This window comes from Halobacillus sp. ABH2_015, assembly GCF_056158945.1.
Window position 1 is genome coordinate 1,889,981 of sequence record NZ_JBSWUG010000002.1, and the last position, 25,363, is coordinate 1,915,343.

Here is a 25,363-nt window from a genome sequence, read left to right on the forward strand (position 1 = left end):
GATGATGTGAATAAGCTGGCTGTCATTGGAACAGGGTATGTGGGACTGGTTACAGGAATCTGCCTGGCTTCCCGAGGACATCATGTCACTTGTATGGATGTTGATGAATCTAAAATTGACCAGATCAGCCGGGGGCACCTCCCTCTTTTCGAGCCGGGATTACAGGAGCTTCACGAAACATGTACAGCCGCCGGCAGCCTTTCCTATACGACAAGTCCGGAAGAAGCTGTCCAGCATGCAGAAGCGGTTTTCATTGCTGTCGGGACACCTTCGCGCGCAGACGGGGGTGCCGATTTATCGTACATGCATACCGCTGTCCGCGATATAGCTCCATTTCTTCAAAGCCATTCGGTCCTCATCATCAAAAGTACAGTTCCTGCCGGTACTCATGCAGATATTAAAGTTCGGCTGGACCGAACGACCGGCCGATCCGTCCAAGTAGTTTCCAACCCCGAATTTTTAAGAGAGGGCTCCGCCGTCAACGATTTCTTTTACAGTGACCGTATTGTTATCGGTTCAACCGATCCTTATGCCGCTGCCTTCGTTGAGCATATTTACGAGAGTCTCCCTGCCCCGGTGCTTCATACAGATCCACAGACAGCAGAAATGATCAAATATTCATCCAATGCCTTTCTGGCAGCCAAAATCAGCTTTATCAATGAGATGGCGTCCTTATGTGAAGCTGAAGGAGCCGACATCACGATGGTGGCTGCAGGAATGGGGATGGATAAACGGATCGGTGAAAGTTTCCTAAGGGCCGGTATCGGTTACGGCGGCTCTTGTTTTCCTAAGGATACAGCCGCTCTGCTTTATTCAGCCGAGCAGAAAAAACTGCCCGTCCCCCTGCTTTCCTCTATCAATGAAGTCAATCGAAAACAGCCGGGGGCTTTCTTACAAAAGATCCTTGACCGGTTTGGCTCTATAGAAGGAAAAAAAGCCGCTGTGCTTGGTTTAACGTTCAAGCCCAATACAGATGACCTGCGTCTTTCCCCCGCCCGGGAGGTCATTAATCTTCTTACCTCGGAAGGAGCAATGGTCATTGGATATGATCCTCTTATCAGTAAAAGCAGGAAACGGATATGGCAGATTCCTCTGGCAGAATCGATGGAAGAAGCATTGACAGGTGCTGATTTGGCCGTCATCTGTACAGAATGGAAAGAAATCGTCGACTTCCCTCCAGCCTGTTATCCTTCTCTGATGAAGGAGGCCAATATTTTTGATGGAAGAAATTGTTACGAAATTAAACAAGCTTTACATCTGCCTCTTTATTACTCCTCTGTCGGCCGGCCTGTGTATAAAGGAATATAGCAAGGAAGCCTTCAGCAAAGAACTGAGGGCTTTTTTCATATCCCCCCTTTGTTTACATAACAATATATCTGTCACCTATTAGAGCAGAATGTTTTTCCCGGTGAAGAACACGGCGTATAATGGACGTTTAGTAAGTTGAAAAAGGAGGAAGGAATGTGTCTGAACAGACCCCCAACCGAATCCTGATGGCAGCTTTACTGCTTGCAGGATCGTTTATAACCATATTAAATCAGACGCTGATGATCACAGCCATCCCACCGATTATGGATGAAATGAACGTGTCCGCCAACTCGGCCCAGTGGCTGACAACCGTATTCATGCTTGTCAACGGCGTCATGATACCAGTGACCGCCTTTTTAATTGAGCGTTTTTCCACCAGGCAGCTATTTTTAAGTGCCATGGGAATTTTCACAGTAGGGACCATCCTCGGAGGGATTGCCCCAAACTTTCCTATGCTCTTATTCGGCCGGGTGGTCCAGTCCATGGGAGCAGGTGTGATGCTGCCATTGATGCAGACTGTTTTCTTAATGATCTTCCCTGTCGAACGGCGCGGCACGGCCATGGGTTACATTGGACTGGTCATTTCTTTTGCACCGGCCATCGGCCCCGCCTTGTCAGGGTGGATCACTTCTGAATTCAGCTGGAGATTTTTATTCTGGCTTATTCTCCCGCTGCCCATTCTTATCATCATTGTTGCGTATTTCATATTGAAAAATGTAACAAAACTGACCTATCCAACGGTCGATCCCTTATCCATCATCCTGTCTTCAGCAGGATTTGGAGGACTTTTGTATGGCTTTACACTGGCAGGAAACGCCGGATGGTCTTCGCCATTGACACTAGCCGTGCTCGCCGGAAGCTCAGCTGCCCTCGCTTTATTCATAACAAGGCAGTTGAAAATGGAGCATCCGATGCTGGAATTCCGTGTGTTCCGCTATCCTGTTTTTTCAATAACGACCGGAATTGCCATGATTGCCTTTTTAGGCTTAATCGGATCGGAAACCTTGATCCCTCTTTACATGCAGGACATGCGTGAATTTACAGCCTTCGAATCCGGACTGGCCCTGCTTCCGGGTGCCGTTATTACAGCATTCATGTCTCCGATAACAGGAAGGATTTTTGACAAAATCGGTGCCCGGCTGCTGGCGGTCTGTGGACTGATCATCCTCACCGGTGCCACAGCTGCCTTTTCGTTCCTGGATATCCAGACAACATTCACGACCATTACAGTCCTGTATGCCATTCGGATGTTCGGTCTCTCCATGGTTATGATGCCTGTGACAACGGCAGGATTGAACCAGCTGCCTAACCGGTTGATTCCGCACGGGACTGCGATGAGCAATACTATGCGGATGGTGGCTGCATCTGTTGGCACAGCCGTCCTTGTAACGATTATGACATCAACAACCCAATCAGCTGGAGGTGATCCCGCCATTGATCATCCTGCGATTTTTGGAGTGAACACGGCCTTCATGGTCATTACAGCCTTATCTATTGTGGGAATTGTGCTTGCATTTTTTGTGAAAAAGACCCACCCGCCTGATGAAGCAGAAGCAGCTTCTCCTGCACCGGAAACGGACAAAGAAGAAGCTTCCCTTCACACGTCATAGGGGCATTCCAAATAAAAAAAGCGTGTAGAGAAACTTCATGTTTTTCTACACGCTTTTTTCATAGAAAGTATCCGGACATGGTTCTGAATCGATGTTCAAATAGACTAAATCACAGGCTCTTACTTAAATAAACGATCTGTAGTATAAGGACTGACGTCCATGGACGTATCCTCCCCTGCTGCAAGTGCAGCCAGCTGGGCGCCGACATAGGGTCCACTCGTCAGCCCCGATGCCCCCAAACCGTTGGCAGCAAGGATATGCGGCTGATTAGGCAGCCGCCCGAAGACAGGGAGCGATCCAGGAGTGAAAGGTCTGAACCCTACCTTCGTTTCTACATAGGCAGCTTCCTTCAACCCCGGCGCTGTGCGAAGAGCTTTTTCCAGCAGTTGATGAATGCCACCAGCTGTAACCCGTGAATCATGCTCATGAATTTTTTCTTTCGTCGCTCCGACAACAAGTTTCCCTTCTTCAAAACCAAGCATATAGTGGCTGAAAGGCGGCAGGAGGACCGGCCAGTGCTCCGTTGCATACCCGGTCAGATGAAGGTGGATGATCTGCGCTTTCTCGAAGGTCACCCGCGGGCTCAGGGCAGAAGGCGCAAACAATTCCCGCATCCAGGATCCATTCGTAAGGATCATTTGATCGGAATGCTGCGGCACACCATCAATGTCGACACCTTGGATTTCCCCTTTATATGTACGCAAAGAGGCGTTCCCATAGATAACTTCTGCTCCTTTCCGCTCGGCCGCTTTCAAAAGAGATTCGGTGACACGGCTGCCATTTACTCTCCCCGCCCCCGAGAGGTGAAGAGAGCGGTAATGTTCCGCAAGAGGTGGAAACATCTCCCTTGTTTCTTTTGGAGACAGCTTCGATATCTCCCCCATTTCCGGCGTTTCCATTTTCCGCATTTCTGCATAAGCGGCTTTCCGGTCAAGCTTTTCTTCGGTATCGAATATATTGAGTGCGCCCACCCTTTTATAACCCGGATCAGAAATACCGGCTTCCTTAAGATGCTCCACCAGTTCAGGGTAATATCCCGCGCCGTTGACAGCGAGCTGGTACCAGTCCTTACTCGTCCGGTTTGTCAGCCATGGACAGATGATCCCAGCCGCATTCCGTGTAGCCTGTCCACCTTCCCCACGGTCTACAATCGCCACTTTTTCTCCTTTGGAAGCTAAATGGTAAGCTGTGGAAGCTCCCAGTATCCCAGCTCCTACAATGATATAATTCATTCTATACACCTACATTTTCATTCATTTTCTTATGATAGTTTAAAGCAAAAATGTCTGGAAAGATAGGGAGCGCCACTATTTTCAATGCACCTCCCACTGCAGAGACTGGTTCTTTGACGCCCGTCAAAATATGATAGGATGGATGAGTAGTTCCAAAAAGGAGTGAATCCGCTCATGAATGAACAATTAAAAACAGGAATTGCCTTGATTGCAAGTTTTTTCCTTGCTTTTGCGGGAGCAAGCCGGATGTTAACAAGCCAGCTGGAAGATATGGCGGTATGGACGGCATGGATGTTTATCATTACCGGTGTGATCGGAATCATCGCCAATGGATTGAAATGGAAAAAAATCAACCGTACCCCCGGGACATCCAGCCCTAAGAGAAACCATAAGTAAAAAAACGTCCAGCAGCTGCTGGACGTTTCCGGGATAATCCTTTATTGATACTGATGAACATCGGTCTTTATTTCGTTACGCAGGTTCAGTACTGTCTCACGGTCCGAAGTAAACGGACGTTGATAGGACTGCTTGTATGTTTCATGACCTTTGCCGGTGATTACAATGACGTCTCCTTCCCCGCCACCCTCGACGGCCGTTTTTATGGCTGAGGTTCTATCAGGAATGATCCGCACGTGAGACCGGCCTTCTTCTTCATGTAGTTTATAGAGGGTGGCCGTCATTTCTTCATAAGCCACCGCGTTCAAATCATCAAGGGTCAGGATATAGCCGTCACTCCACTCTGCCGAAGCTTGCAGCATAGACGGCCGCTTGGATTCATCCCGATTCCCTCTGAATCCAAATACATGAGTAATATTGCCGTCATACTGCCGGGCAGCGGTTTGAAGGATGTGACGAATACTGTCTGCTGTATGAGCATAGTCGATGATCACATGCACACCATTCGGCATGGAATACTGCTCAAAGCGACCAGGAATACCTGGGAACGATTCTAAAGCATCGACCATTTTCCCTTTTGAAACTCCTAAACAAGCAGCAGCTGTACAAGCCTGAAGCGTGTTATAGCTGTTGTAGATACCTGTAATGGGGGTTGGATAATAAAAAGAGTTTCCATCTTCAAAGACGCGGACTCCTTCGTCATTGACCTCATCAATCCGGATATCACAAGCGGCATTTTCACCTATAGAGGTAACCGCAAGTCCTTCGTCTTTAAGCAGACTTGAGAGTCTGTCCCCCCACGGGTCATCCACATGAATGATGGCCTGTCCCCTTTCCTTCATCATAAAGAAGAGTTTGGACTTCGCCTTAAAATAATCTTCCATTGATGGATGGTAATCCAAGTGATCCTGCTGAAGATTAGTAAATAGCGTGATATCAAAGGACACCCCCTCCAGGCGATGCTGGTCCAGCCCATGGGAGGAGACCTCCATCACGACCACATCGTCCCTGCTTTCATACAACCATTTATGAAGGTCCACCACGCCGGGGGTCGTCTGGAACCCTTCCACGGATTTCCCATTCATATAATTCCCTACCGTTCCAAAGCGTCCGCAGGAAAAACCGCTGGACTCCAGAAGATGATGAAGCAGATGTGTAATGGTCGTCTTTCCATTGGTCCCCGTCACTCCTATTATCGTTTTGCTTCGTGCGGGATATTGATAAAAAGCCGCTGCCAGTATCCCCAGCGCTCTTCTCGGTTGTTCGACGTACAAAAATGGTACGGGGATATTTTCCGGCTTTTTGCTTCCTACAATGATTGCGGCTCCATTACGGCAGGCTTCGTATATATAATCATGGCCATCTGCCTCATGACCTTCTACCGCTGTAAATATTTGACCAGGGCTCACCTGTCTTGAATCATCTGTAATTCCTGTTATGTCTTTTTCCAGCCCAAGTGCTGTAAAGGGCTGGGGGTCTATGTTTAACAGTTCGAATACCTTCTTGATTTTCACGAGGACGTCTCCTTTACTGCGACATTCATGTACAGCCCTTATTTTAAAACAATTCAGGCTTTCACGTACAAATATTTTCATGATGTTATTGAATTTTAATGTCATCCCCTAAATCCTGGTTCATCAGGAAAATTTGAAACCATCCCCTTCCCCGATCCGTATAGTAATTGTCGATAGAAATTCGATGAACATGTATACTATGGAAGAGATTGAAAGGAGAGTACATATGACAAAAAGAATTACCGCGGCAGTCATTGCCGGTGCCCTGCTGATCGTAGCGATTGCCGTCCAGGCGGCTGGAGCATTTTTATCACAGGAAGATGAGGAAAAGAACGGCACGATGTCCCTTTTCTCCTCCAGTGAAAAGCTGGAAGAAAAAGTGGTGGAGAAAGGGTCTGGATCCAACCGCATCGTAGAAATCAACCTTGAGGGAGCGATTATGGACAGTCCAGGTTCCAACACCAATCCGTTCAGCGGTGGAGGCTATCAGCATGACCGTTTCATGAAAAAACTCGAGCAGATCAAAAATGATCCAACCATCAAAGGTGTGCACTTATATGTGAACTCGCCGGGCGGCGGTGTTTATGAGAGTGCAGAAATCCATGATAAACTGATTGAGATTAAAGAAGAAGATAAAATGATCTATGTGTCCATGGGGAACACGGCTGCTTCCGGCGGGTATTACGTTTCTGCGCCCGCTGATCAAATTTATGCTTCCAACGACACGTTCACCGGCTCCCTTGGTGTCATTATGCAGAGTGTGAATTATCAGGAGCTCGCTAATGAGTACGGCGTCAAATTCAACACGATCAAAAGTGGCGAGTTCAAGGATATTATGAGTCCCACAAAAGAAATGACGGAGGCTGACAGGGAAATTCTCCAGACCTTGGTTGATGAATCCTATCAACAGTTCGTTGACGTTATTTCTGAAGGAAGAGATATGTCTGAAAGCCGTGTGAAGGAACTGGCTGATGGAAGAATTTATTCCGGTAAGCAGGCAGCTGAAAACGGACTTGTTGACCAGATCGGCTTCCGCGAAGATACCCTTGCTGCTTTAAAAGAAGAAATCGGTGGAGACCCACAGGTGTTTGAATACAAGAATACAATCACATCTTTGTTTGATTTCCCAATGGCGCAGAGCTTGATGCCAGACAGTGAGATCCGTTATATTGAACAGCTGATCAGTGAGCGTCAAGGTCCGACATTGATGTACATGTACACAGAATAAGGAGGAGTAAAGATGGAAACTACAGAATTTGAACAACCCAGTCACCCATTATCCACTTTAGTCCTTCAACAGAAGGATGATATACAGAGAGTCATTTTTGCGGGATTTATCCCCCGCTTTTTTGCCTATCTCATCGACCTTCTCGTCATCTGGAGTGTGAATTCCATCGTAACAAAACCACTGCTGCGCCTCGTTAACCTGGAGGATGCGCAAATGTGGATCCCTTTGTTCAGTGCAGAAAATATCATGACGTCCTTGATTTTCTTCCTGTACTTCATTCTGATGACCAAGTTTTTCCAGGCATCACTCGGGAAGATGGTGTTCGGTCTATCCGTTGTGTCTCTGACACGCAGCAGGATGAGTAATGGTCAGATTATCTTCCGGGAGTGCATCGGACGTTATATCAGCATGGCCCTCGGAGGACTTCCCTATCTTGTCGTGGCCTTCACAAAACGCCACCAGGGCATCCATGATTTATTTGCTGATACTTCTGTCATTAAAAACCGATTTACAAAATTGAACGATCAAATCGAAGAAGACAACCGGTAATGAAAAGCCTGCTCCTCAAAAAGGAGCAGGCTTTTTTCAGCGGTATGGATCTTGTTTTCCTGTACCATTCTTTTCCCCTTTTTCTCTTCGAAGTGCATTTAAATCCTTCTTGCTTTTATTTTTCGCTTTTTTTCCCATGTTCCACCCTCCTTTCCTTCTTATCCTTTGTTATTTTTCTGCAGCTAATGAAGCAGTTTCTTCCATTTCGAAGGCTGTTCCGCTTTTCAGGGTAATCCCTCATGATTGGCTCATACTAATAAAAATTCCAAGAATCTTATGGAGGGCTTTCCGTTGAATGTCAAGGAGTACCTGTCCCAGAAGAAAAACGATGACTGCGTTACGATCAAAACCATCCCATTTGATTCCCACAACATTTATGTTTTATATATGCCTTCTATTACAGATATGACTAAGATCCAGGATTCCATTCTTGCCCCGCTGCTTGAGTGGAACAACCCGGATCACCAAACCGTAGAGCATGCATTTTCGGCAGAACCGCTGACGATCCTTTCTCAAGCAAAGGATATGGACAGTCACCTTCTCAATGGATATACACTAATGCTTGAGAGAGAAACCGTATATGCTGTTGAAACGTGCGGATTCCATTACCGTGCTGTATCAGAGCCTGTATCTGAAATGACTCTCCGGGGCGCCCGGGATGGGTTTATTGAATCACTGGAAGAAAACATCAAGCTCCTCCGTGTTCACTTGAGATCTACACATTTAAAGTTCGAACACCTTTCTCTCGGTTTGAAAGCTTTCACCCATGTAACCATTGCCTACGTGGAAGAGGAAGCCAATGAAAAATTATTGGAAGAAGTAAGAAAGCGTATAAAGGCCGTTAAAGAAGACTACCTCCCGGATGGAGGGGTGGTCGAACAAAGCCTGGAGAAAAATACGTTCTCTTTATTTCCTGAGCTCCAGGAAACCGAACGACCGGCTAAAGTCGCCAACGCCCTGGCTGAGGGAAAGGTGGCCATCTTCGTGGAAGGATCCCCTTCTGTCCTGTTAGCACCTGTAACCTTGAATTCCCTTTTTCAGACATCAGATGATTACAACTTCAAATGGATTCCTGCGTCTCTCATTCGTCTCATGCGGTTTGCTGCTGCATTTCTTGCTGTTATGCTGCCATCTATCTATATCTCCTTGATTTCCTTTCATCATGGATTAATTCCAACAGATCTGGCCATCTCCATATCCAAGACAAGAGAAGGTGTGCCTTTCCCTTCATTCATGGAAGCATTTGTTATGCAGATGACGATTGAAATCCTCCGGGAAGCCGGCATTCGTCTGCCTAAGCCTATTGGACCGGCTGTCAGCATTGTAGGAGCCATAGTAATAGGTGAGGCAGCTGTAACAGCCGGAATCGTCAGTCCATTAATGATCATCGTCGTCGCCTTTGCAGCTATCTGCTCCTTTACCATTGTCGATTACAGCCTCAGCCTTGCGTTAAGGACGGTGAGTTTCGTCATGTTGTTTGTCGCTGCTATGCTCGGGATTTACGGCTTAATCCTCGCCGTCTTTATTCTGAGTATCCATTTGATTCGGTTGAACAGCTTTACAGTCCCTTACCTGGAACCCTTTGCTCCTTATTACCCAAACAGATGGAAAGACACATTGATCCGGTTACGATTTGATAAAGAAGGTGGTTTGGATGAGTGATTTAAGACAATTGACTTCCATTCAGCTGATCGTCATCTTTATATCAGCGATGATCGGCGTAGGGATCATTTTGATGCCGCGTGACCTGGCCAATGCTGTGAACTCCCCGGACTTATGGGTCAGTATCATCATCGGCGCTTTTCTTATGTGCCTGATCGCCACTTTGTATGTTTTATTAGTCACCCGTTATCCAGGTCTCACTTTCTTTGATATGTCAAAAAAGATCACAGGCAGATGGGTCGGAACGCTGATCAACCTCTTTTTCATTTTTCACTGTCTCATTGTAGCCTCCTATATTTTAAGAGTGACCACAGCGATTATAAAAAATTACCTGTTGGATACCACTCCCTTATATATCATCATTGGATCATTTATGCTGGTCAGCCTTTATTTAATCAGCAACGGACCTGGAGATGTCGTCCGTTTCTTCCAGCTGTACTTTCCTGTCATGATGTTCATGTTTCTCATTCTTGCTCTTCTGAGTTTCAAAGATGTGGATGTTCAAAACTTAAGGCCTGTCCTGAAGAGCAATCTTATGACAACGGTCACCCAATCGAAGATATCTTTCTTTTCATTTATCGGCATTGAATTCCTGATGATTTTCTCTCCCCTCATCAAAACGAAAAAAATAAAAAAACTGGCTTTATCTGTATGGACCAGTATTATTGTGACAGCTGTGATCTATGTGATTTTTCACATTTTAACCATCGGGGTTTTAGGCATAGCGGAACTAAAGGAAAGCACGTTTCCCACGATCGAGATGGCCAAAAGCATTGAATTTCAAGGTTTCTTCTTTGAACGTTTTGAATTGATTTTCATTTTCGGCTGGCTGATCACTGTATTCACTTCATTCGTGACTTATACTTATGGAATGATTCTCGGCATTGGGAAAGTAACGAAGCCGGGCTGGTGGTGTATGGCTGCCGCAGGCCTTTTGATTTTCACTATCACCCTTTATCCGGAAGGCCTTACAGAAGTGCTGGATTACTCCTCTCACATTCAATGGATCAGTGCGGCTGCGGTCATCGGATTCCCTGGACTGTTACTGATCGTATCATTGATGAGGAGGCAGACGCATGACACTTAAACCTATTTTCTGTCTGGTTTGTTCGACTTTCCTGTTAACGGGATGCTGGGATATTAAGGAAATTGAAGATGTCGGTATTGTTACCGGACTTGCTTTAGACGTTGCCGAAGATGACCACATGTTAATGATTAATCAATATGTAAAGCCCGGGCAGATTCCTACACAACAGGACAGTTCCCAGCAGGACAGCCCGTATCAAAATCTCGAATCAACCGGAACAACGCTGTTTGAGATGATTCGTGAGAACTCACTCGAGAGTAACCGACCGCCAAACTATACTCATTTAAAATCGATTTTATTCTCAACCAGGCTGCTCGAAAAAGAGAAGCTCAGCCAACTGATTGACCTTTATATCCGCGACCACGAATTCCGCCGGACTGTTCCAGTATTCATTACAATGGATCCTGTTCAGAACATATTCAACGCCCAGCCGGAAAAAGAGCTGTTTCCATCCATCCAAATTAAAGAATTAAGTGAAAACTACCATAAGAATAATACCAACCCTAAAAACTTAACGATCGGAGATATGTCCCAGTATATTTCAGAAAAAAGAAGCTTTATTATACCTGGAATGGCTATGATTAATGGAAATATCAAATCCTACGGAGCCGGCGTCATTTTAGGAAAAACGTCCCAATATATCGGCTGGATTCCACTTGAAAAGATGGAAGGCGTCCGTTACCTCCATAACAATGTGGAAGGTGGATACATTTATTTAAGCGAAAAAAATATCGTAGACGGACCCGTCGTTCTGGAAATTAAGGGGGCGGATTCCAAATTTGACGTTTCCTTCTCTGACGGGGAACTTTCCATGAGTGTTGATGTAAAGGTGACCACATCCCTTGGCGAGGACTGGGGCGTCGACCGCAACGTTTTTGAAACGGGTTGGGAAGAAGGAATCAAGAAAGCCGCGGACAAAAATATCGAGGATAAGATCAATGCCATTCTTCAGATCGCGCAGAAAGAATTAAAAACGGATTTTGTCCACCTTTCCCAGTGGGTACGTATCCATCAGCCGGACTATTGGAATAAACATAAAGAGGAGTGGGATGAAATCTTCTCCCAGATGGATATTGATGTGAAAGCAGAAGTTCGTATTAAGGACTTTGGCACACAGAACTTCAACATGGAGTAACATTTTTTGATTCCTCTTCTTCTTCGGTTTACACTTTAGGAGAGAATGTTGGAGAGGATGATTAAAATGGGACAGGAAATCAAGGGAAAAACCGCCTACATTACAGGAGCCGGACGCGGGATCGGAAAAGCCACCGCTCTCAAGCTTGCCTCTGAGGGCGTGCACGTCGGGTTAATGGCCCGCACAGAAGAAGAGTTAAACAAAACAGCAGACGAAGCAAGGGCTTATGGAGTACAAGCCGCTGCAGTCTCTGTAGATATTGCCCGGCAGTCAGACGTAGAACAGGCGGTTGAACAATTAAAAGAGCGTATCGGCTCTGCCGATATCCTCATTAACAATGCCGGCATGGGGCTTTACGGGGATTTCCTGAATATCGATCCTGAAGATTGGAAACGCACCTTTGAAGTCAATGTATTCGGTACCTACCATGTGACCAGGGCGGTCCTCCCCGATATGATGGAGAAAAATCATGGGGATATCATCAACGTTTCTTCAAGCAATGGTATAAAGGGAACTGCAGGATCCACTTCCTACAGCGCCTCGAAATTCGCTATACAGGGAATGACGGAAGCGCTGATGCAGGAAGTGCGCAGAAACAACATCCGTGTCTTCACCCTGAACCCGAGTCTTGTGGCTACAGAGCTTGTCTTTGGAGATCATTTGGAAGAGCAGGATAAGGAAAAATATATGCAGCCGGAGGATATTGCCGAGTATATGACGGCTCAATTGAAGCTTCATCCAAGAATCTTCATTAAACAGTCCCTTCAATGGGCTACCAATCCATTCTAATTTTCAATGGTGTAAAACCCGTCCTGTATTGGTGACACCTCCACGCGGGACGGGATTTATTATGTCATTTCGCTGCGAATAATCCTCAGCTGAGACAGCTCTTTCAACCACTATGCAGATGGAAGATATCAGTGCCTGTTTAAGTCATTGGTAACCTGCCTCTTCCTTATTTATCACTCCAACGGAAAAACCTCGCGGCTAATACTGTAGAAACGACGGCAATGCCGATCAATACAAACACTTCGAATCCATATTCAAAAATGGGTGCTTCGTTCCACGTCCCACGCAGAAGTTCGATCACATAATAAAGCGGAAGGACTTTGGCTGTATATTGGAGGACTTCCGGCATCATTTCCAGGGGAAAAGTAGCCCCTGACAAGAAAATCATCACATTCAAAAACAATGAACTGATCGCAGCCGCAGACTGTGTATTTTTAGCCAATGATGTAATAAAAAGAGCAAAAGGGAAAAAGGCAGCGATACTTAGAAAAAGAGCAGCTAGTGTGCTTCCCATATAAAGTGGAAGTTCCAGGTCATACATCAACATTCCAAATACAAGAAGGAGCAGAGCAGAACAAAGAAAAATCACCGTCCCTTGAACTGTGTGAGCAGCCAGGATCTTCCACGGCTGTAAAGGGGTGGATTGATATCTGCGCAGGACTCCGGTTTCCCTGTAGCCGGCCAAAACGGTTCCCAAGGTGAAAAAGGAAGTGGTCACGATATTTACTCCGATCCAGGAAGGTACAAATAACGCAGCAAATGAAAAGTTTCCTTCAGCATTGTCTCCAAACATGGATCCAAACAGCCAGATCATGACGACTGGAAATAAAAAGGTCCAGAATACACTGAGACGGTCGCGGAAAAACATTTTCGTTTCCAGCTGTGCAAGCTTCCATACGACATTCATCTGGCTTCCTCCTTCTCCAAATACTGGACAAAAAGATCCTCCAACGTCCCTTTAGCAAATTGGAAATGATTTAAGGATAGATTCTCTTGATGACCATAGGCGAAGAGATGATAACTGGTGAGCTGCAGATCGTCACTGTACACTTTAAACGTATCTTCTTCTTTTTCAACTTTGACCACCCCCGGCATAGATGGAAGCTTTACATAAGGAAAATCATCGCTTTGAAATGTGATCAGCATGGCACCACTCTGCTCAAGCAGAACGGAGGGCCGGTCCATTGCTTTCAGTTCACCACTGTAAATCATTGCCACCCGGTCACAGAGCTGTTCAGCCTCTTCCATATAATGGGTTGTCAACACGATAGTGCTTCCTTTCTCTCTCAACCGGCGGATCAACGTCCACATTTCCCTTCTGGCGTGGGGGTCCAGTCCCATACTCGGTTCATCAAGAAAAATGATTTCCGGCTGGTGCAGGGTCGCCAGTGCCAGGGTAACCCTCTGCTTCCATCCTCCTGACAAATCTTCGAAACGGACATTCATTTTCTCCTCCAGCCCCAGCATTTCCACAAGCTGTTGTTTCATTACTTTTCCTGGGTAAAAAGCAGCAAATAAATCCAGGGCTTCTTTCACTTTCATTTTCTTTTGAATGGATGTCGCCTGAAACTGAACACCAATCCGCTGATTCAATTGTTGAAGTTCCCGATTCGGCGTAAGTCCCAGCACATCAATGGTTCCACTGTCAGGCTTCAAAATTCCTTCAATCATTTCCAGCGTCGTTGTCTTGCCCGCTCCATTGGGTCCAATGATCCCAAAAATTTCTCCCTTTTTGACGGAAAATGAGACGCCTTTGACAGCCTGCACTTTTCCGAAGCTTTTGGTCAATCGGTCCACTTTGATTACAACCTCCATTTGCTCTCCACCCCTTCTTCGTCCTTTCTGACCCTTCTTACGTATCACACAGAGATAAGTTTCAGAATAGCAGGAAAAATCACGCGCCTGCTATAGTTCCATCATAAGACCGATGGTTGATAAATTCCTCCAGTTCTGTCCGACACGTCAGATCATCCCGGTCAAATACCATCGTTCCTTCTTCACCTGCATAAACCTCCATTCAAAAAGCCGCCTTCCAAAGGAAGACGGCTCACATGTTATTCTTCTTTCATCCATTGTGGCTTACCAAAGCCTTCAAACTTTTCATCCATGATTTCCTCAAACTCTTCCGATTCCACAACTTCCTTAATATCCTTGGCAAACTGGGCATCCAGATCTTCGGTCTTGACAGCTACCCGGTTTCTATAATCATCCGGCATATCTTCGAGGGCGAGAGCACTCAGCAGATCCATCTCGGCAGCAAGCGCATAGTTACCAGGAACCATGGATAGATCCTCGCTGTCCACCAGTCGTGGCAGCTGGCCGGCTTCTACTTCAACGAATTCGATTTCTTTTGGATTTTCTACGATATCGTTCAAAGAGGCACGAAGAGGGTCTACATCTTCCTTCAAAGTGACCAGACCTTCATCTTCAAGAATGATCAGCGCTCGGGCCAGGTTCGTCGGGTCATTGGGAATCCCCAGCGTACTGCCTGTTTCAACACCATCGATATTCTGATACTCACTGGAATAAATACCCATAGGTGCTGTTGGAACAACAATGACCTCGGACAGATCCAGGTTGTGTTCTTCGGCAAAGGACTCTAAATAGATTTTGTGCTGGAACAGGTTAGCATCCAGATCACCATTGGCTAACGCTTTGTTAGGCTGCACATAATCCGTAAACTCTTTATTGGTTACTTCATAGCCTTTCTCCTCCAGCAGCGGAGCAATCGCTTCGGTGACCATATCACTGTAAGGACCGGATGTAGCTCCAAAGCGGATGGTTTTCTTCTCTTCTGCATCTGCATTTTCTTCTCCGCCACCACAGGCAGACAAAAAAGTAATGATTGTTAAAGCTGCAAACAAGGTTACGATTTTTTTCATTTTATCTTCCTCCTGAACTTCGTTTCGTCTTGGGTTAACTTTTTTTCACTGTTTTTGCCAGGAAATCCCCAGCGTACTGGACTACCTGAACAAGGACGATCAACACAATAACCGTTGTAAACATGACGAAATTATCATAACGGTAATACCCGTACCGGATGGCGAGGTCGCCGATCCCTCCACCGCCAATTGCGCCGGCCATTGCGGAATACCCGATCAAGCTGATGGCTGTTATCGTTAAACCACTGATCAAGCCCGGCTTGATTTCAGGAAAAATGATATCTTTAATAATCAGCCATGGGGAAGCCCCACATGCGATAGCCGCTTCTATGACGCCTTTATCAATATCCCTGGCGGATGATTCTACAATTCTTGCATAAAAAGGAATCGCTGCGGCCGATAAAGCAACGGAGGCGGCAATCGGTCCTGTTGTCGTACCTAAAAGAAAATTAGTAAATGGGAATAAAAACACAAGCAGGATGATAAATGGAATGGAACGGACAAGGTTTACAAAAATGCCCACAGCTCCTTTGATCCATTTGTTTTCCAAAAACAAGTCACGGTCGGTAACAAATAGCAGCAACCCCAGAGGCAGACCGGCGATAACGGCTACGCCAAGTCCGATCCCTACCATGATCAATGTTTCCATAAATGATTTATTCAGCTCGGGCCACAGGTTGATCAGCTGATCGATCATGATTCAGCACCTCCACTTCATCCAGTATCGTTTTCAGATTTTCCACAGCTCTCCCGACTTCCTGCGGGTCACCGGTTAATTCCATAACAAATGTACCGAGGGCTTTTTCCTGTATATAATCCACATTTCCATGCAGGATGTTTCCCTTGATTTTATAGTTCTGAAGCAGATCCGACACAACCGTATCTCCCGCCTGTCCGCCGGTAAACTTCATCTGGACAATGGTGCCGCGGCTGTTTTTCAGCAGTTCTTCCGGAACATGGAAATCGATCACTGTTCGAATAAACCGCTTTGTCAAAGCATTTTGAGGAGAGGCGAAAATTTCGTAGGCCGCCCCCTGTTCTACCACTTTTCCTTCTTCCATGACCGCACAACGGTCGCAGATTTCTTTCACCACTTCCATTTCGTGTGTAATCAATACAATGGTCAGTCCAAGCTCCCGGTTGATTTTCTTTAATAGTTTCAGGATCGACTGTGTCGTGTTCGGATCGAGTGCGGAAGTTGCTTCATCGCACAGCAGCACTTTAGGATCGTTGGCCAGTGCCCGGGCAATACTGACCCGCTGCTTCTGCCCTCCACTCAATTGAGCGGGGTACTGATCGGCTTTATCGCTAAGACCTACAAGTTCCAACAGACGCCTGGCACGATCATTGCGCTCCTGTTTTGGTTTACCGGCCGCTTTCAAAGCAAAGGCCACGTTCTCCAAAACCGTTTTCCCCATAGCAAGGTGGAACCCCTGGAAAATCATGCCGATGGACTGTCGTGCTTTTCTAAGGTCCTTTTTGGAGAGAGAAAGCAGATCGATCCCATCGATATAAACCTCTCCTGATGTCGGGCGTTCCAATATGTTCATGCATCGGAGGAGTGTACTCTTACCAGCTCCACTGTATCCGACGATTCCATAGATTTCCCCCTCCTGAATATCGAGAGAAACCTTGTCCACCCCGATCACCTGTTTTTTCTTGGATGTGTAAATTTTACTGAGCTCCTGGATGGAAATCATAACCGTCCTCCTTTACCTAATAAAAAAACTCTCTTCCTTATCAAGAAGAGAGTTTCGCATAACTATCAGCCAAACTCTTATCTCCCGGAATATCATTCCGGCGGATTTAGCACCACTCCACATGGAAGGTTGCTGTGACGTCTACGGGCCTTTCCCTCAGTCACTCTTGATAAGAATTAGTTGTTGCTATTCGTTTATGATTTACAACTTTAACGCATCATTCTGCATTTGTAAACAATTTTCCCAACATTTCATTAATGGACAGGGATGTGCCGGGAAGCCTATTACGTTGTTTAAGTGACTGGAAGAGGAAGGAATAAAAGGAATAACAAAGAAAAGGGAGAGTGAAAGAATGAACAAACAAGGAGAAGACCTGCTTAAAGAATATAGAAATGGCATTGAAACCCTGACCGAACACCTGCCGGAGGCCACAAAAGAATACAATCACTTTACCGGCTCGTTCTTTGAAGACGGAGAACTCAGCAAAGGTACCAAGCACTTAATGGCTCTTGCCATCAGTGTGAAAGATGGAGATGAAGCCAGTATTGCCTATCACATGGATCAGTGCGTCGAAGCAGATTGTTCGGACAAGGAAATTTATGAAACGATGGGTGTATCAGCTGCTTACGGCGGGGGCTCTGCCATGAGTCAGGCCGTCACCACAGGTCTGAACATTCTTCAGGAATTCCGAAACCGTTAAGCTGCAAAACCGGGGGGCCTGCTCCCGGTTTTGTTATTGACATATTATTCTGTCATCTGGATAATGATGGCTATATCATTACCAGAGGTGATCAACCATGAAAAACGTAACTGTACAAGGAGCACCTGCGATTTATAAAGCTGATCCTGGAATTTTAAGGAATATACCGGAATTGTTGGAAAACCAGGCCTTTGCAAAAGCAGGAATCATTCACGGTGAGCAGTCGTGGAAGGCTGCTCAGCCCTATTTTCCAAAGCTGACGATGCCGGTCCAATCGGAAGCCTATAACGGGGAGTGCTCCCATAAAGAGGTCATGCGTCTCAGTGAAGCCCTGCGGGACTGTGACGTCTTGATCAGCATCGGAGGCGGAAAGGTCCTTGATCTCGGAAAAGCCTGTGCCGATCAATTGAATATTCCAGTCGTGCTCATTCCTACACTAGCCTCAAACTGCGCACCTTGGACGCCGCTCAGTGTGTTTTACGATGATGAAGGGAATTTTGAGGAATACATTATTTATCCACGTAGTACATGGATGCTGCTTGTAGAGCCTGATCTGCTCGTTCGTGCCCCGGAACCTTATCTCAGGGCCGGCATCGGCGATACGCTCGCCAAATGGTATGAAGCGGATGTTCTCACGAGGTCTCTCGCCTCCAAACCGATTTCCGTAGACATTGCGCTGCACGCGGCCGGATTATGCAGGGATGTTCTCATACAAGATGGTACAGAAGCTGTGGAAGCCGTTCGTCAGCAAGCCGTCATACCTGCCTTCATGAGAGTTGTGGAAACCATTATTATGGCTGGCGGTATGGTCGGTGGATACGGGGATAGTTATGGAAGAATCGCCGGAGCCCATTCAATCCATAACGGCTTGACCAAAGTACCGGAAACCCACGCTTTCCTTCACGGAGAAAAAGTGGCTTATGGTATTCTCGTCCAGCTTGCTCTGGAAGGCCGCTTTGATGAAATTGAAGCACTCACCCCTTATTACCAGGAGATGAACCTGCCGGTAACCCTCGATGACTTCAACTTGACCAACAAGGCAGAAGCCATCTCCATAACAGCGGAGCATGCTGTAAAACCGGGGGAATCCATCCGATTAATGAACGTCATGGATGCCGCTCAAGTGGAGGAAGCGATGACCCAGATTGAAAATGGTTAACCGCTGATGCGGTTAACCATTTTCAATCTTCTTGTTCCTTGGTATGGAAGAGCATACCCAAGTGAAGCTACTCCATACAACGATTTATATTTCCTGCCCAAGTCAGCACAGGCCGGGACCGCGGCAGGCATCCACCCGTCAGCCGGACGCGAACATCCAGATGAGAAGGTATGATCCAGGAAAAGATATGTTTTTTTCTAAAGGCTGAGGAAAACGGTCGTTTCCTTTACCCTCCTATTACCTCTCCGACATAAATCCCACTAGCCGCTGCCTGGGACAAGGAATGAGTGACGGATGAGCAGTCTCCGACCAGAAAAAGTCCCGGGACGTCCGTTTCAAAATTCCTGTTGGTTGGAATAACTGGTTCGTAAAATTTAGCATCAAGCCCATAAAGCAGCGTGTCAGGATCCACCGGTTCACCTATCGCTGCTTCAAGAGAGGTCAGGAACTCGATGAGAGCCTCTATATAAATATGTGGCACTTCTTCTATCAGCGATCCTTCGTCAGCGGAAAGAGAAGGAATCACGGAGTTTGCATGAATTGAAGTCGTCCCCTTTCCCTTTTTCAAATCTTCAAGACGCTGGACCACGATTCTTCCCCTCGAACGATTGATTCCTCCAATGACGCGTGATGCTTCTTCCACCGCCTGCTTTAGACTCGGAAAGTAACGGGTGACAAACAAAGTGAAATTCAAATTTTCTCCCGGCACCCCTTGTTCTCGTGAATTCTGACCATCAGGCATGACAAGTCCATGCTGATGTTTTCGAATAATCCTGCCTTTGGGATTCATACAGTATGTGTAGGCCGTAAAACGTGACGTTTTTTTCAAAAGTTTCGTTTCAAATGATTCTTTTAGGAGAGCATCCAGCTGGCCGCCCCGCATTTCCAACCGTATACCCAGGTCCAGCCGCGTCTCCCTCGGTTCGATGCCAAGCGGTTCCGTTATCCGTGCGAACCACTCCCGGCCGCTGTTTCCTGTCGCAAGCACAACTTTTCGACTTAGAAACTCCTCACAATCTGTAACGATACGGAAACCTTCACCCACCCGTGTAATGGAATTGACATGGGTGTTAAAAGAAAAGGAAAGCTTATTGACTAAGTGTTCATATAGGTTTTGAAATACCTCCTTCGACAGAGAAGTACCAAGGTGGCGTACCTCCGTCGTTAAAACGGTCAAGTCACCACAAGCAGCCCTTCTTTTCACATGCTCGTTATCTGTTGAATACATGTCCACACGGTCTCCTCCAAAACCGGTTAGAATGCGGTCCACTTCTTTCATAAGGCGGGCGGTTTCCTTTCCGCCGATTTTTCGTGGAAGCTCTCCACCAAAAGCGTTGGTAAAATTGAATTTTCCCTCTGAATTCCCAAGACCGCCAAAGCCTATGTACTGATCGCAGGCTCCAGAGCACGTGCAAGGTTGTCCATGCCCCTGTGCGCAGGATCTCTCTTTCAACGGTTTTCCTACGTCTACGACTTTCACTTGAAGTCCGGGGTGTTTCTGGACAAGGGTGTAGGCCATAAATGTTCCCGCTACACCAGCACCGACAATGGTCACATCATACATGTTCCTGCCTCCGCTCTTTAATTATTGCGTAGACACACGTGTCTGTCAGATGTTTCCCATCCACGGATCGATCATCATTACGCAACATTCCTTCAAGATGGTAGCCAAGTTTTTCGGGAACCTGCCTGCTTTTTTCATTTTCCCTTTCACATCGGATTTCTACACGCGCTCCACCGAGATCATAAAGAGCCAGCCGCGTTATTTCACGCACGGCTTCCTGCATATACCCATGCCCACTCCATTTGGTGTCGATCCAGTACCCGATTTCAAACTTCGGAATATCCCAGTCAATAGTATGAAGTCCAGTCGTCCCAACAAACGCTCCATTCTCCTTGTGAAAAACAAGATACCGGAGTTTTTTTCTTTCCATAAAATCTACATGGGCCTGCCTGATATTGCTTTCTGTATTTTCAATCGAAGGCATCTCCTGCACAAAAGGAAGCCACGGCTTCAACTCCTTTTCCGACCGATGAACAGCTTCATTAACCGCCGGGCCGTCTCCAGCCTCCGGCCTCCGTAGACGAAGGCGTTTCGTATGCAGCACATAGGGAACGTCGATATGTATAGGATCCAAGGTTTCCTCTCCCCTTTCTCACTAATAGAATACCAGACTGTTAACCTCTTTGAAAAAAGATTTACATTCATCTTATATAAAATAAAAAGAGGAAGAAGGGCCTTCCCCTTCTTCCTCTTTTTATTCATTTATGAAACCGCCGCTTTACCCTTCCCTGCAGCGATACGGCAATAATGGTTTTTGGCTTTCCACCTTTGATACCCGGAATAAAAACCGACCCCCAGACTAAACACGGAGAGAACAACTGCCATAACCCAGGAAAAATCCGTAGTAATAATAGCCGGAAGCCAAACTTGAGCCGATTGGGAAAATGACGAGCGCAGACTATAGAAAAACGGCCGTTCCAGCCAACGCTCTTCCCAAATCTGCCATAATTGTTCATTCGTCTTACGTGCCATTGTTGTTTCATATAAAAACAGCCCGAAAAAGAGCATGGCAGCAAGATAAATGATTCCAGTCACCGATTCAAAGAAAAGCTGAGAAACCCCCACCAGAAAGGCCATAATCAGAAAGTTGTACCACATGGATTTCCGGCTTTTCATCCGAATGGAAATTTGATCCACGCTTTCTTCATCCAACGCTTTTTCCATAACATGCTCCCTTTCTGCCTTTTTTGTTAGGTTACCAAAAAAATACAGAAAAGGAAAACACCCCTTACATCAAAGGTTCCCTTGTTTTGAATCTGCTGGATACGTACCATCTGCATCGTGTTTTTCCCGCCCCTGTAAAGGTGGATTAAACACACAGATCATCCGCATATCCGTGAAGGCACGGAGCACGTGTTCATCATGCTGATCCAAGGCGTATAAAGTGTTTTTGCGAATGGGCCAGGTCCTTTGATCAGAAACAGTCACGACCTCGCCTTCCCCTTCTATACAGTAGACCGACTCGAGATGATGCTTATACCACATTTTCGTTTCCGTCCCCGCCCTGATTACAGTATCGTTGACAGAATAACCCATATGATCTTCAGCAACAAGTAAACGCCGGCTGATCCAGTTCCCTCCATCCACTTCCCTGTTGGATCCAACAACATCTTCCAGTGCTCTCACTTTCATCTGCCATCCCTCCTTGCCTTACTTTATTCCATAGACACCAACGTAGACCCTTTCATCACATTCTCTTTCTGTAAACAAAACAGGCCTGAGGGACCATGTTTCGATGGTTCCTCAGGCCTTTCTGCGAGAAGTGGAATGTGCCGCTGTTCAGGCAAGCAGACATGCGTGATCATATAGATAAGCGTATCTCAAATCAATGAAAAGAAAATGCTGGTCGGTTAATGGAAAGCTGAATGTGCGGACCATTTCTTTCGTTTCAATATCCGAGTAAAGGTCCGAAAGAAGACCGGCGTGCGTTTCCCTCATTTTCATCACATTTTCCAGAAAATACGGGCGGAAAGCCCAGTTGGATCCTCTTTTATCCGTTTCCATAAACCAGTCGTCTTCTTTTTTACGGAAGTTGGAGGATACTTGTTGACCGTCCATGTGGCAAATGAACATACGGAAGCTTTCATTGTGAAACTTCTCCGTCACCCCATCAATAAACGCATCGGATTTCTTTGGTCCTTCCCACCTGGCCAGGAGCTGTCTCACCTTGGCTTCCCAATGTTTCACATACTGCTGACGATCTTCCAACAGGCGTTTTTCCCGCTGTACAAAGCCGCTCATCCGTTCTTTGATATCCACCGACAGCGCCCCTTTACCTATGGGGTCGAAGGATGGGTGGGCAAGGTAATATCCCTGATAGAATCTGCTGCCGTGCTTCCAGGCAAAATACAATTGAAAATCATCCTCGATATTCTCAAATAAAAGTGCCGCCCCGATCCGATGGGCGAGCATAGATAACGAGTACATGATATCCTGAAAAGCATCTCCATCCTGTCTGCGGATGATCCCTGTATCAATTTTTAAAATATGGGGTTCCAAAAGTCTGATCCGGTCGATATTCGAGCTCTTTGCTCCAACATGATCCACGGCAATCTGGATACCGTACGTTTTAAAATACAGCAGAAGGTGGTTCAAGGTTTCAAAGTCTTCATCAAAATCATGTTCAGTCACTTCAATGACAATACGACTCAGGTCAAATCCCTGGTCCTTGAATTGAAGGAGCGACTGCAGGAGATCATCCCCATTGTTCACCATCAGCTGCTTAGCATTGCGGTTGATAAACAGCAGACCTTCTGTTCTGTTATCCATCATCATGTGGACCGCTTGAGTGAGGACGACTTGATCGACCTCCACTTTGAATTCCTCCGGCACGTCCGTATCATGGAAAAAGGGACCAAGACTCTCCCACGTCTGATTTTCTTTATAACGGGCCAGCACCTCATATCCGATCACATCGTGATTAATTGCACTGACAATCGGTTGAAAGACAGGCTTTATTCTATGTAAGTTCCCTACAATATCCAGTGGATCCATGAGTCTCCTCCTTTTCACGTCATTCTATTATTATACAATACAAGCCGTAGTCAGCTAAAGCATGTGTTTGACAAGGTGATTTTGCCGCTTCATCCATACAAGCATCTAAGAAAACTCATATACTAAAAGAGATTCTTGAAAGGAGAAAGATTGATATGAAAACCATTGTCATTGACCCGGGGCACGGAGGTACAGATCCAGGTGCCGTTTACCAAGGGTATCAGGAAAAGACCTTTAACCTATCCATCGCCCTCAACGTCCAGCGTTATCTTACGGAGCATTATGAAGTTGAAATTGTCATGACGAGAACGTCGGATGTAACGGTTTCCTTGAGCAGGCGGACGGCGGCTGCTAATTCCGTCAACGCTGATTTCTTCCTATCGATCCACAATAATGCCGCCGGTGGAAGCGGATTTGAAAGTTATATTTATAACGGAACTCTTGCTCCGAATACTCAAGCTTACCAGTCCATCATCCATAACACGATTTATCAAACAGCTTCAAAATACAGCGTGAACAACCGGGGCATGAAGCAAGCCAACTTATTCGTCACCCGCGAAACACAAATGAGTTCCCTTTTACTCGAACTCTTATTTGTCGATCATCCCGACGATCTGTCCCTGCTGAGAAACTCCGCGTTCATCAACGACATATCCAGAGCTATCGCGGAAGGAACAGCCAAAGCTCTACAGCTGCCGAAGCTTTCCAGCACCGCAGCGACTGAGAGCTCCACGTTATACAAAGTGATGGCTGGAGCTTTCCAAAGCAGAGAAAACGCAGAACAACGAACCGAATTTTTATTTCAAAACGGTTTCGCTGCTTTTATTGTGCCTGCCTCCATCTCAGGCGGGGTCTATTACCGGGTTCAAACAGGAGCTTTCTCCAAGGAAATAAATGCCAAATCACAGATAGACCAATTAAAGCGGATAGGGATCGCAGACGCGTATATCCTCGCCGGAACAGACAAATCCGAATCCCCTGTGCCGGAAGATGATCTGTACCGGGTCATTGCCGGATCGTTCCGAGAAAGGAAAAATGCCGAGGAACGGATGAACCGGCTTACCGCTGCCGGATTATCCTCGTTTATCACCACTTTAGATATCGGCGGCCTCACCTATTACCGGGTTCAAGCCGGCGCTTTTCAAGAAATGGATCATGCCAAAGCTCTTGTGCATCAATTGAAGTCGTTCGGTATCATCGACGCCTTCATCTGGTCGGGTTCTGATTTCCCAGCCGCACCAGATTCACCTGCCCCCGAAACACAGGAAGACAAGTGGACCATTCTTGGGCAGAGTGTGATTGACGGTTGTCAGCTTGACCAATTTGTCCGTTCGGTCTATCCCGGTGCTCCAGAGCTTGGTCAGTACTATATGGTATACGGAAACCTTTACGGCATACGAGGGGATATTGCGTTTGCCCAGGCCGTGCATGAAACGAACTATTTCCGTTTCACCGGCGATGTACAGAGAGATCAGAATAATTTTGCAGGTATTGGTGCTGTAGGTGGTGGAGTGGCCGGGGCATCCTTTCCGACACCCGAAGAAGGTGTCCACGCTCAGATTCAACACTTATATGCCTATGCTTCCAGCGATTATATTCCTGAGGGGGTGAAGATTGTAGATCCACGATTCGAACTTGTTGCACGGGGAAGCGCCCGCACATGGACCGCGTTGAATGGAAAATGGGCTGTACCTGGTGATCAGTATGGCCAGCTTATTTTATCAATCTATCAACGAATGGCCGAATACACACGGAAGTCTATAGAAACCCAGCAGCAGACCCTGCAAACACTCATTCAAGATTTAAACCAATAAATAGAACCGGCTGCCTTACAGGAACCGGTTTTTCGATTGA

At 46.4% G+C, this 25,363-nt stretch carries 25 protein-coding genes and 1 riboswitch; of the genes, 12 read left to right on the top strand and 13 right to left on the bottom strand.

What is annotated here, in order from left to right; genetic code table 11:
* The first annotated feature begins 6 nt into the window (after positions 1-6).
* Positions 7-1,308, top strand: a complete 1,302-nt coding sequence (locus ACXAD6_RS10065) for a UDP-glucose dehydrogenase family protein (protein ID WP_474968753.1) — start codon at positions 7-9, stop codon at positions 1,306-1,308.
* A 155-nt stretch (positions 1,309-1,463) separates the two neighbouring features.
* Positions 1,464-2,918: an MDR family MFS transporter gene (locus tag ACXAD6_RS10070; RefSeq protein ID WP_474968754.1), complete on the top strand. Its 1,455-nt coding sequence runs from the start codon at positions 1,464-1,466 to the stop codon at positions 2,916-2,918.
* A gap of 119 nt (positions 2,919-3,037) precedes the next feature.
* On the opposite strand, the gene ACXAD6_RS10075 is transcribed toward ACXAD6_RS10070, so the two are convergent.
* Positions 3,038-4,150, bottom strand: a complete 1,113-nt coding sequence (locus ACXAD6_RS10075; RefSeq protein WP_474970401.1) for an NAD(P)/FAD-dependent oxidoreductase — start codon at positions 4,148-4,150, stop codon at positions 3,038-3,040.
* Positions 4,151-4,324: 174 nt separating this feature from the next.
* Between ACXAD6_RS10075 and ACXAD6_RS10080 the strand changes: the two genes are divergently transcribed.
* The gene (locus tag ACXAD6_RS10080) at positions 4,325-4,546 is read left to right on the top strand and encodes a hypothetical protein (RefSeq protein WP_474968755.1); all 222 of its coding nucleotides are present in this window, start codon (positions 4,325-4,327) and stop codon (positions 4,544-4,546) included.
* A gap of 41 nt (positions 4,547-4,587) precedes the next feature.
* Here the strand turns inward: ACXAD6_RS10080 and ACXAD6_RS10085 are convergent, their stop codons facing one another.
* A complete protein-coding gene (locus ACXAD6_RS10085) occupies positions 4,588-6,060 on the bottom strand; it encodes a UDP-N-acetylmuramoyl-L-alanyl-D-glutamate--2,6-diaminopimelate ligase (protein ID WP_474968756.1) in 1,473 nt (490 codons plus the stop codon).
* A 226-nt stretch (positions 6,061-6,286) separates the two neighbouring features.
* Here ACXAD6_RS10085 and sppA point away from each other — a divergent pair, with 226 nt between their 5' ends.
* The 6 genes from sppA to ACXAD6_RS10115 all read left to right on the top strand — a co-directional run bounded on the left by sppA (position 6,287) and on the right by ACXAD6_RS10115 (position 12,510).
* On the top strand, positions 6,287-7,288 hold the full coding sequence (sppA, locus tag ACXAD6_RS10090; protein ID WP_474968757.1) for a signal peptide peptidase SppA: 1,002 nt from the start codon (positions 6,287-6,289) through the stop codon (positions 7,286-7,288).
* Between the two features lie 12 nt (positions 7,289-7,300).
* Positions 7,301-7,837, top strand: a complete 537-nt coding sequence (locus ACXAD6_RS10095) for an RDD family protein (RefSeq protein ID WP_474968758.1) — start codon at positions 7,301-7,303, stop codon at positions 7,835-7,837.
* Positions 7,838-8,128: 291 nt separating this feature from the next.
* Entirely contained in the window at positions 8,129-9,499 is a 1,371-nt protein-coding gene (locus ACXAD6_RS10100) for a spore germination protein (RefSeq protein WP_474968759.1), read from the top strand.
* Positions 9,492-10,586 (top strand): GerAB/ArcD/ProY family transporter, encoded by a 1,095-nt coding sequence (locus tag ACXAD6_RS10105; protein ID WP_474968760.1) that lies wholly within the window; start codon positions 9,492-9,494, stop codon positions 10,584-10,586. Before ACXAD6_RS10100 ends, ACXAD6_RS10105 begins: the two co-directional genes overlap by 8 nt.
* The gene (locus ACXAD6_RS10110) at positions 10,576-11,721 is read left to right on the top strand and encodes a Ger(x)C family spore germination protein (protein WP_474968761.1); all 1,146 of its coding nucleotides are present in this window, start codon (positions 10,576-10,578) and stop codon (positions 11,719-11,721) included. Before ACXAD6_RS10105 ends, ACXAD6_RS10110 begins: the two co-directional genes overlap by 11 nt.
* A gap of 66 nt (positions 11,722-11,787) precedes the next feature.
* Positions 11,788-12,510 (top strand): 3-ketoacyl-ACP reductase, encoded by a 723-nt coding sequence (locus ACXAD6_RS10115; RefSeq protein ID WP_474970402.1) that lies wholly within the window; start codon positions 11,788-11,790, stop codon positions 12,508-12,510.
* 166 nt (positions 12,511-12,676) lie between these two features.
* Here the strand turns inward: ACXAD6_RS10115 and ACXAD6_RS10120 are convergent, their stop codons facing one another.
* From ACXAD6_RS10120 to ACXAD6_RS10145, 6 genes are all read right to left on the bottom strand, one after another.
* The gene (locus ACXAD6_RS10120) at positions 12,677-13,417 is read right to left on the bottom strand and encodes an ABC transporter permease (protein WP_474968762.1); all 741 of its coding nucleotides are present in this window, start codon (positions 13,415-13,417) and stop codon (positions 12,677-12,679) included.
* On the bottom strand, positions 13,414-14,325 hold the full coding sequence (locus ACXAD6_RS10125; protein ID WP_474968763.1) for an ABC transporter ATP-binding protein: 912 nt from the start codon (positions 14,323-14,325) through the stop codon (positions 13,414-13,416). Before ACXAD6_RS10125 ends, ACXAD6_RS10120 begins: the two co-directional genes overlap by 4 nt.
* 79 nt (positions 14,326-14,404) lie before the next feature.
* Positions 14,405-14,527 (bottom strand): hypothetical protein, encoded by a 123-nt coding sequence (locus tag ACXAD6_RS10130; RefSeq protein ID WP_474968764.1) that lies wholly within the window; start codon positions 14,525-14,527, stop codon positions 14,405-14,407.
* A gap of 37 nt (positions 14,528-14,564) precedes the next feature.
* Positions 14,565-15,392 carry a MetQ/NlpA family ABC transporter substrate-binding protein gene (locus tag ACXAD6_RS10135; protein WP_474968765.1) on the bottom strand — a complete coding sequence of 276 codons (828 nt, stop codon included), beginning with the start codon at positions 15,390-15,392 and terminating at the stop codon, positions 14,565-14,567.
* 34 nt (positions 15,393-15,426) lie between these two features.
* Positions 15,427-16,092: a methionine ABC transporter permease gene (locus ACXAD6_RS10140; protein WP_027954511.1), complete on the bottom strand. Its 666-nt coding sequence runs from the start codon at positions 16,090-16,092 to the stop codon at positions 15,427-15,429.
* Positions 16,049-17,092 (bottom strand): methionine ABC transporter ATP-binding protein, encoded by a 1,044-nt coding sequence (locus ACXAD6_RS10145; protein WP_474968766.1) that lies wholly within the window; start codon positions 17,090-17,092, stop codon positions 16,049-16,051. Before ACXAD6_RS10145 ends, ACXAD6_RS10140 begins: the two co-directional genes overlap by 44 nt.
* 74 nt (positions 17,093-17,166) lie before the next feature.
* Positions 17,167-17,268: riboswitch (SAM riboswitch) on the bottom strand.
* 176 nt (positions 17,269-17,444) lie between these two features.
* Between ACXAD6_RS10145 and ACXAD6_RS10150 the strand changes: the two genes are divergently transcribed.
* On the top strand, positions 17,445-17,792 hold the full coding sequence (locus tag ACXAD6_RS10150; protein WP_474968767.1) for a carboxymuconolactone decarboxylase family protein: 348 nt from the start codon (positions 17,445-17,447) through the stop codon (positions 17,790-17,792).
* 97 nt (positions 17,793-17,889) lie between these two features.
* Positions 17,890-18,951, top strand: a complete 1,062-nt coding sequence (locus ACXAD6_RS10155) for an iron-containing alcohol dehydrogenase family protein (protein ID WP_474968768.1) — start codon at positions 17,890-17,892, stop codon at positions 18,949-18,951.
* 226 nt (positions 18,952-19,177) lie between these two features.
* Here the strand turns inward: ACXAD6_RS10155 and ACXAD6_RS10160 are convergent, their stop codons facing one another.
* The 5 genes from ACXAD6_RS10160 to ACXAD6_RS10180 all read right to left on the bottom strand — a co-directional run bounded on the left by ACXAD6_RS10160 (position 19,178) and on the right by ACXAD6_RS10180 (position 23,509).
* A complete protein-coding gene (locus tag ACXAD6_RS10160; protein WP_474968769.1) occupies positions 19,178-20,515 on the bottom strand; it encodes an NAD(FAD)-utilizing dehydrogenase in 1,338 nt (445 codons plus the stop codon).
* Positions 20,508-21,089, bottom strand: a complete 582-nt coding sequence (locus ACXAD6_RS10165; RefSeq protein ID WP_474968770.1) for a GNAT family N-acetyltransferase — start codon at positions 21,087-21,089, stop codon at positions 20,508-20,510. Before ACXAD6_RS10165 ends, ACXAD6_RS10160 begins: the two co-directional genes overlap by 8 nt.
* A gap of 128 nt (positions 21,090-21,217) precedes the next feature.
* Positions 21,218-21,679 (bottom strand): hypothetical protein, encoded by a 462-nt coding sequence (locus tag ACXAD6_RS10170; protein ID WP_474968771.1) that lies wholly within the window; start codon positions 21,677-21,679, stop codon positions 21,218-21,220.
* A gap of 69 nt (positions 21,680-21,748) precedes the next feature.
* Positions 21,749-22,147, bottom strand: coding sequence for an ectoine synthase (locus tag ACXAD6_RS10175; protein ID WP_474968772.1), 399 nt, complete (start codon positions 22,145-22,147; stop codon positions 21,749-21,751).
* A gap of 147 nt (positions 22,148-22,294) precedes the next feature.
* Positions 22,295-23,509, bottom strand: coding sequence for an EAL domain-containing protein (locus ACXAD6_RS10180; protein ID WP_474968773.1), 1,215 nt, complete (start codon positions 23,507-23,509; stop codon positions 22,295-22,297).
* Between the two features lie 155 nt (positions 23,510-23,664).
* On the opposite strand from ACXAD6_RS10180, the gene ACXAD6_RS10185 reads away from it, so the two are divergent.
* Entirely contained in the window at positions 23,665-25,323 is a 1,659-nt protein-coding gene (locus ACXAD6_RS10185) for an N-acetylmuramoyl-L-alanine amidase (protein WP_474968774.1), read from the top strand.
* Positions 25,324-25,363 lie beyond the last annotated feature (40 nt).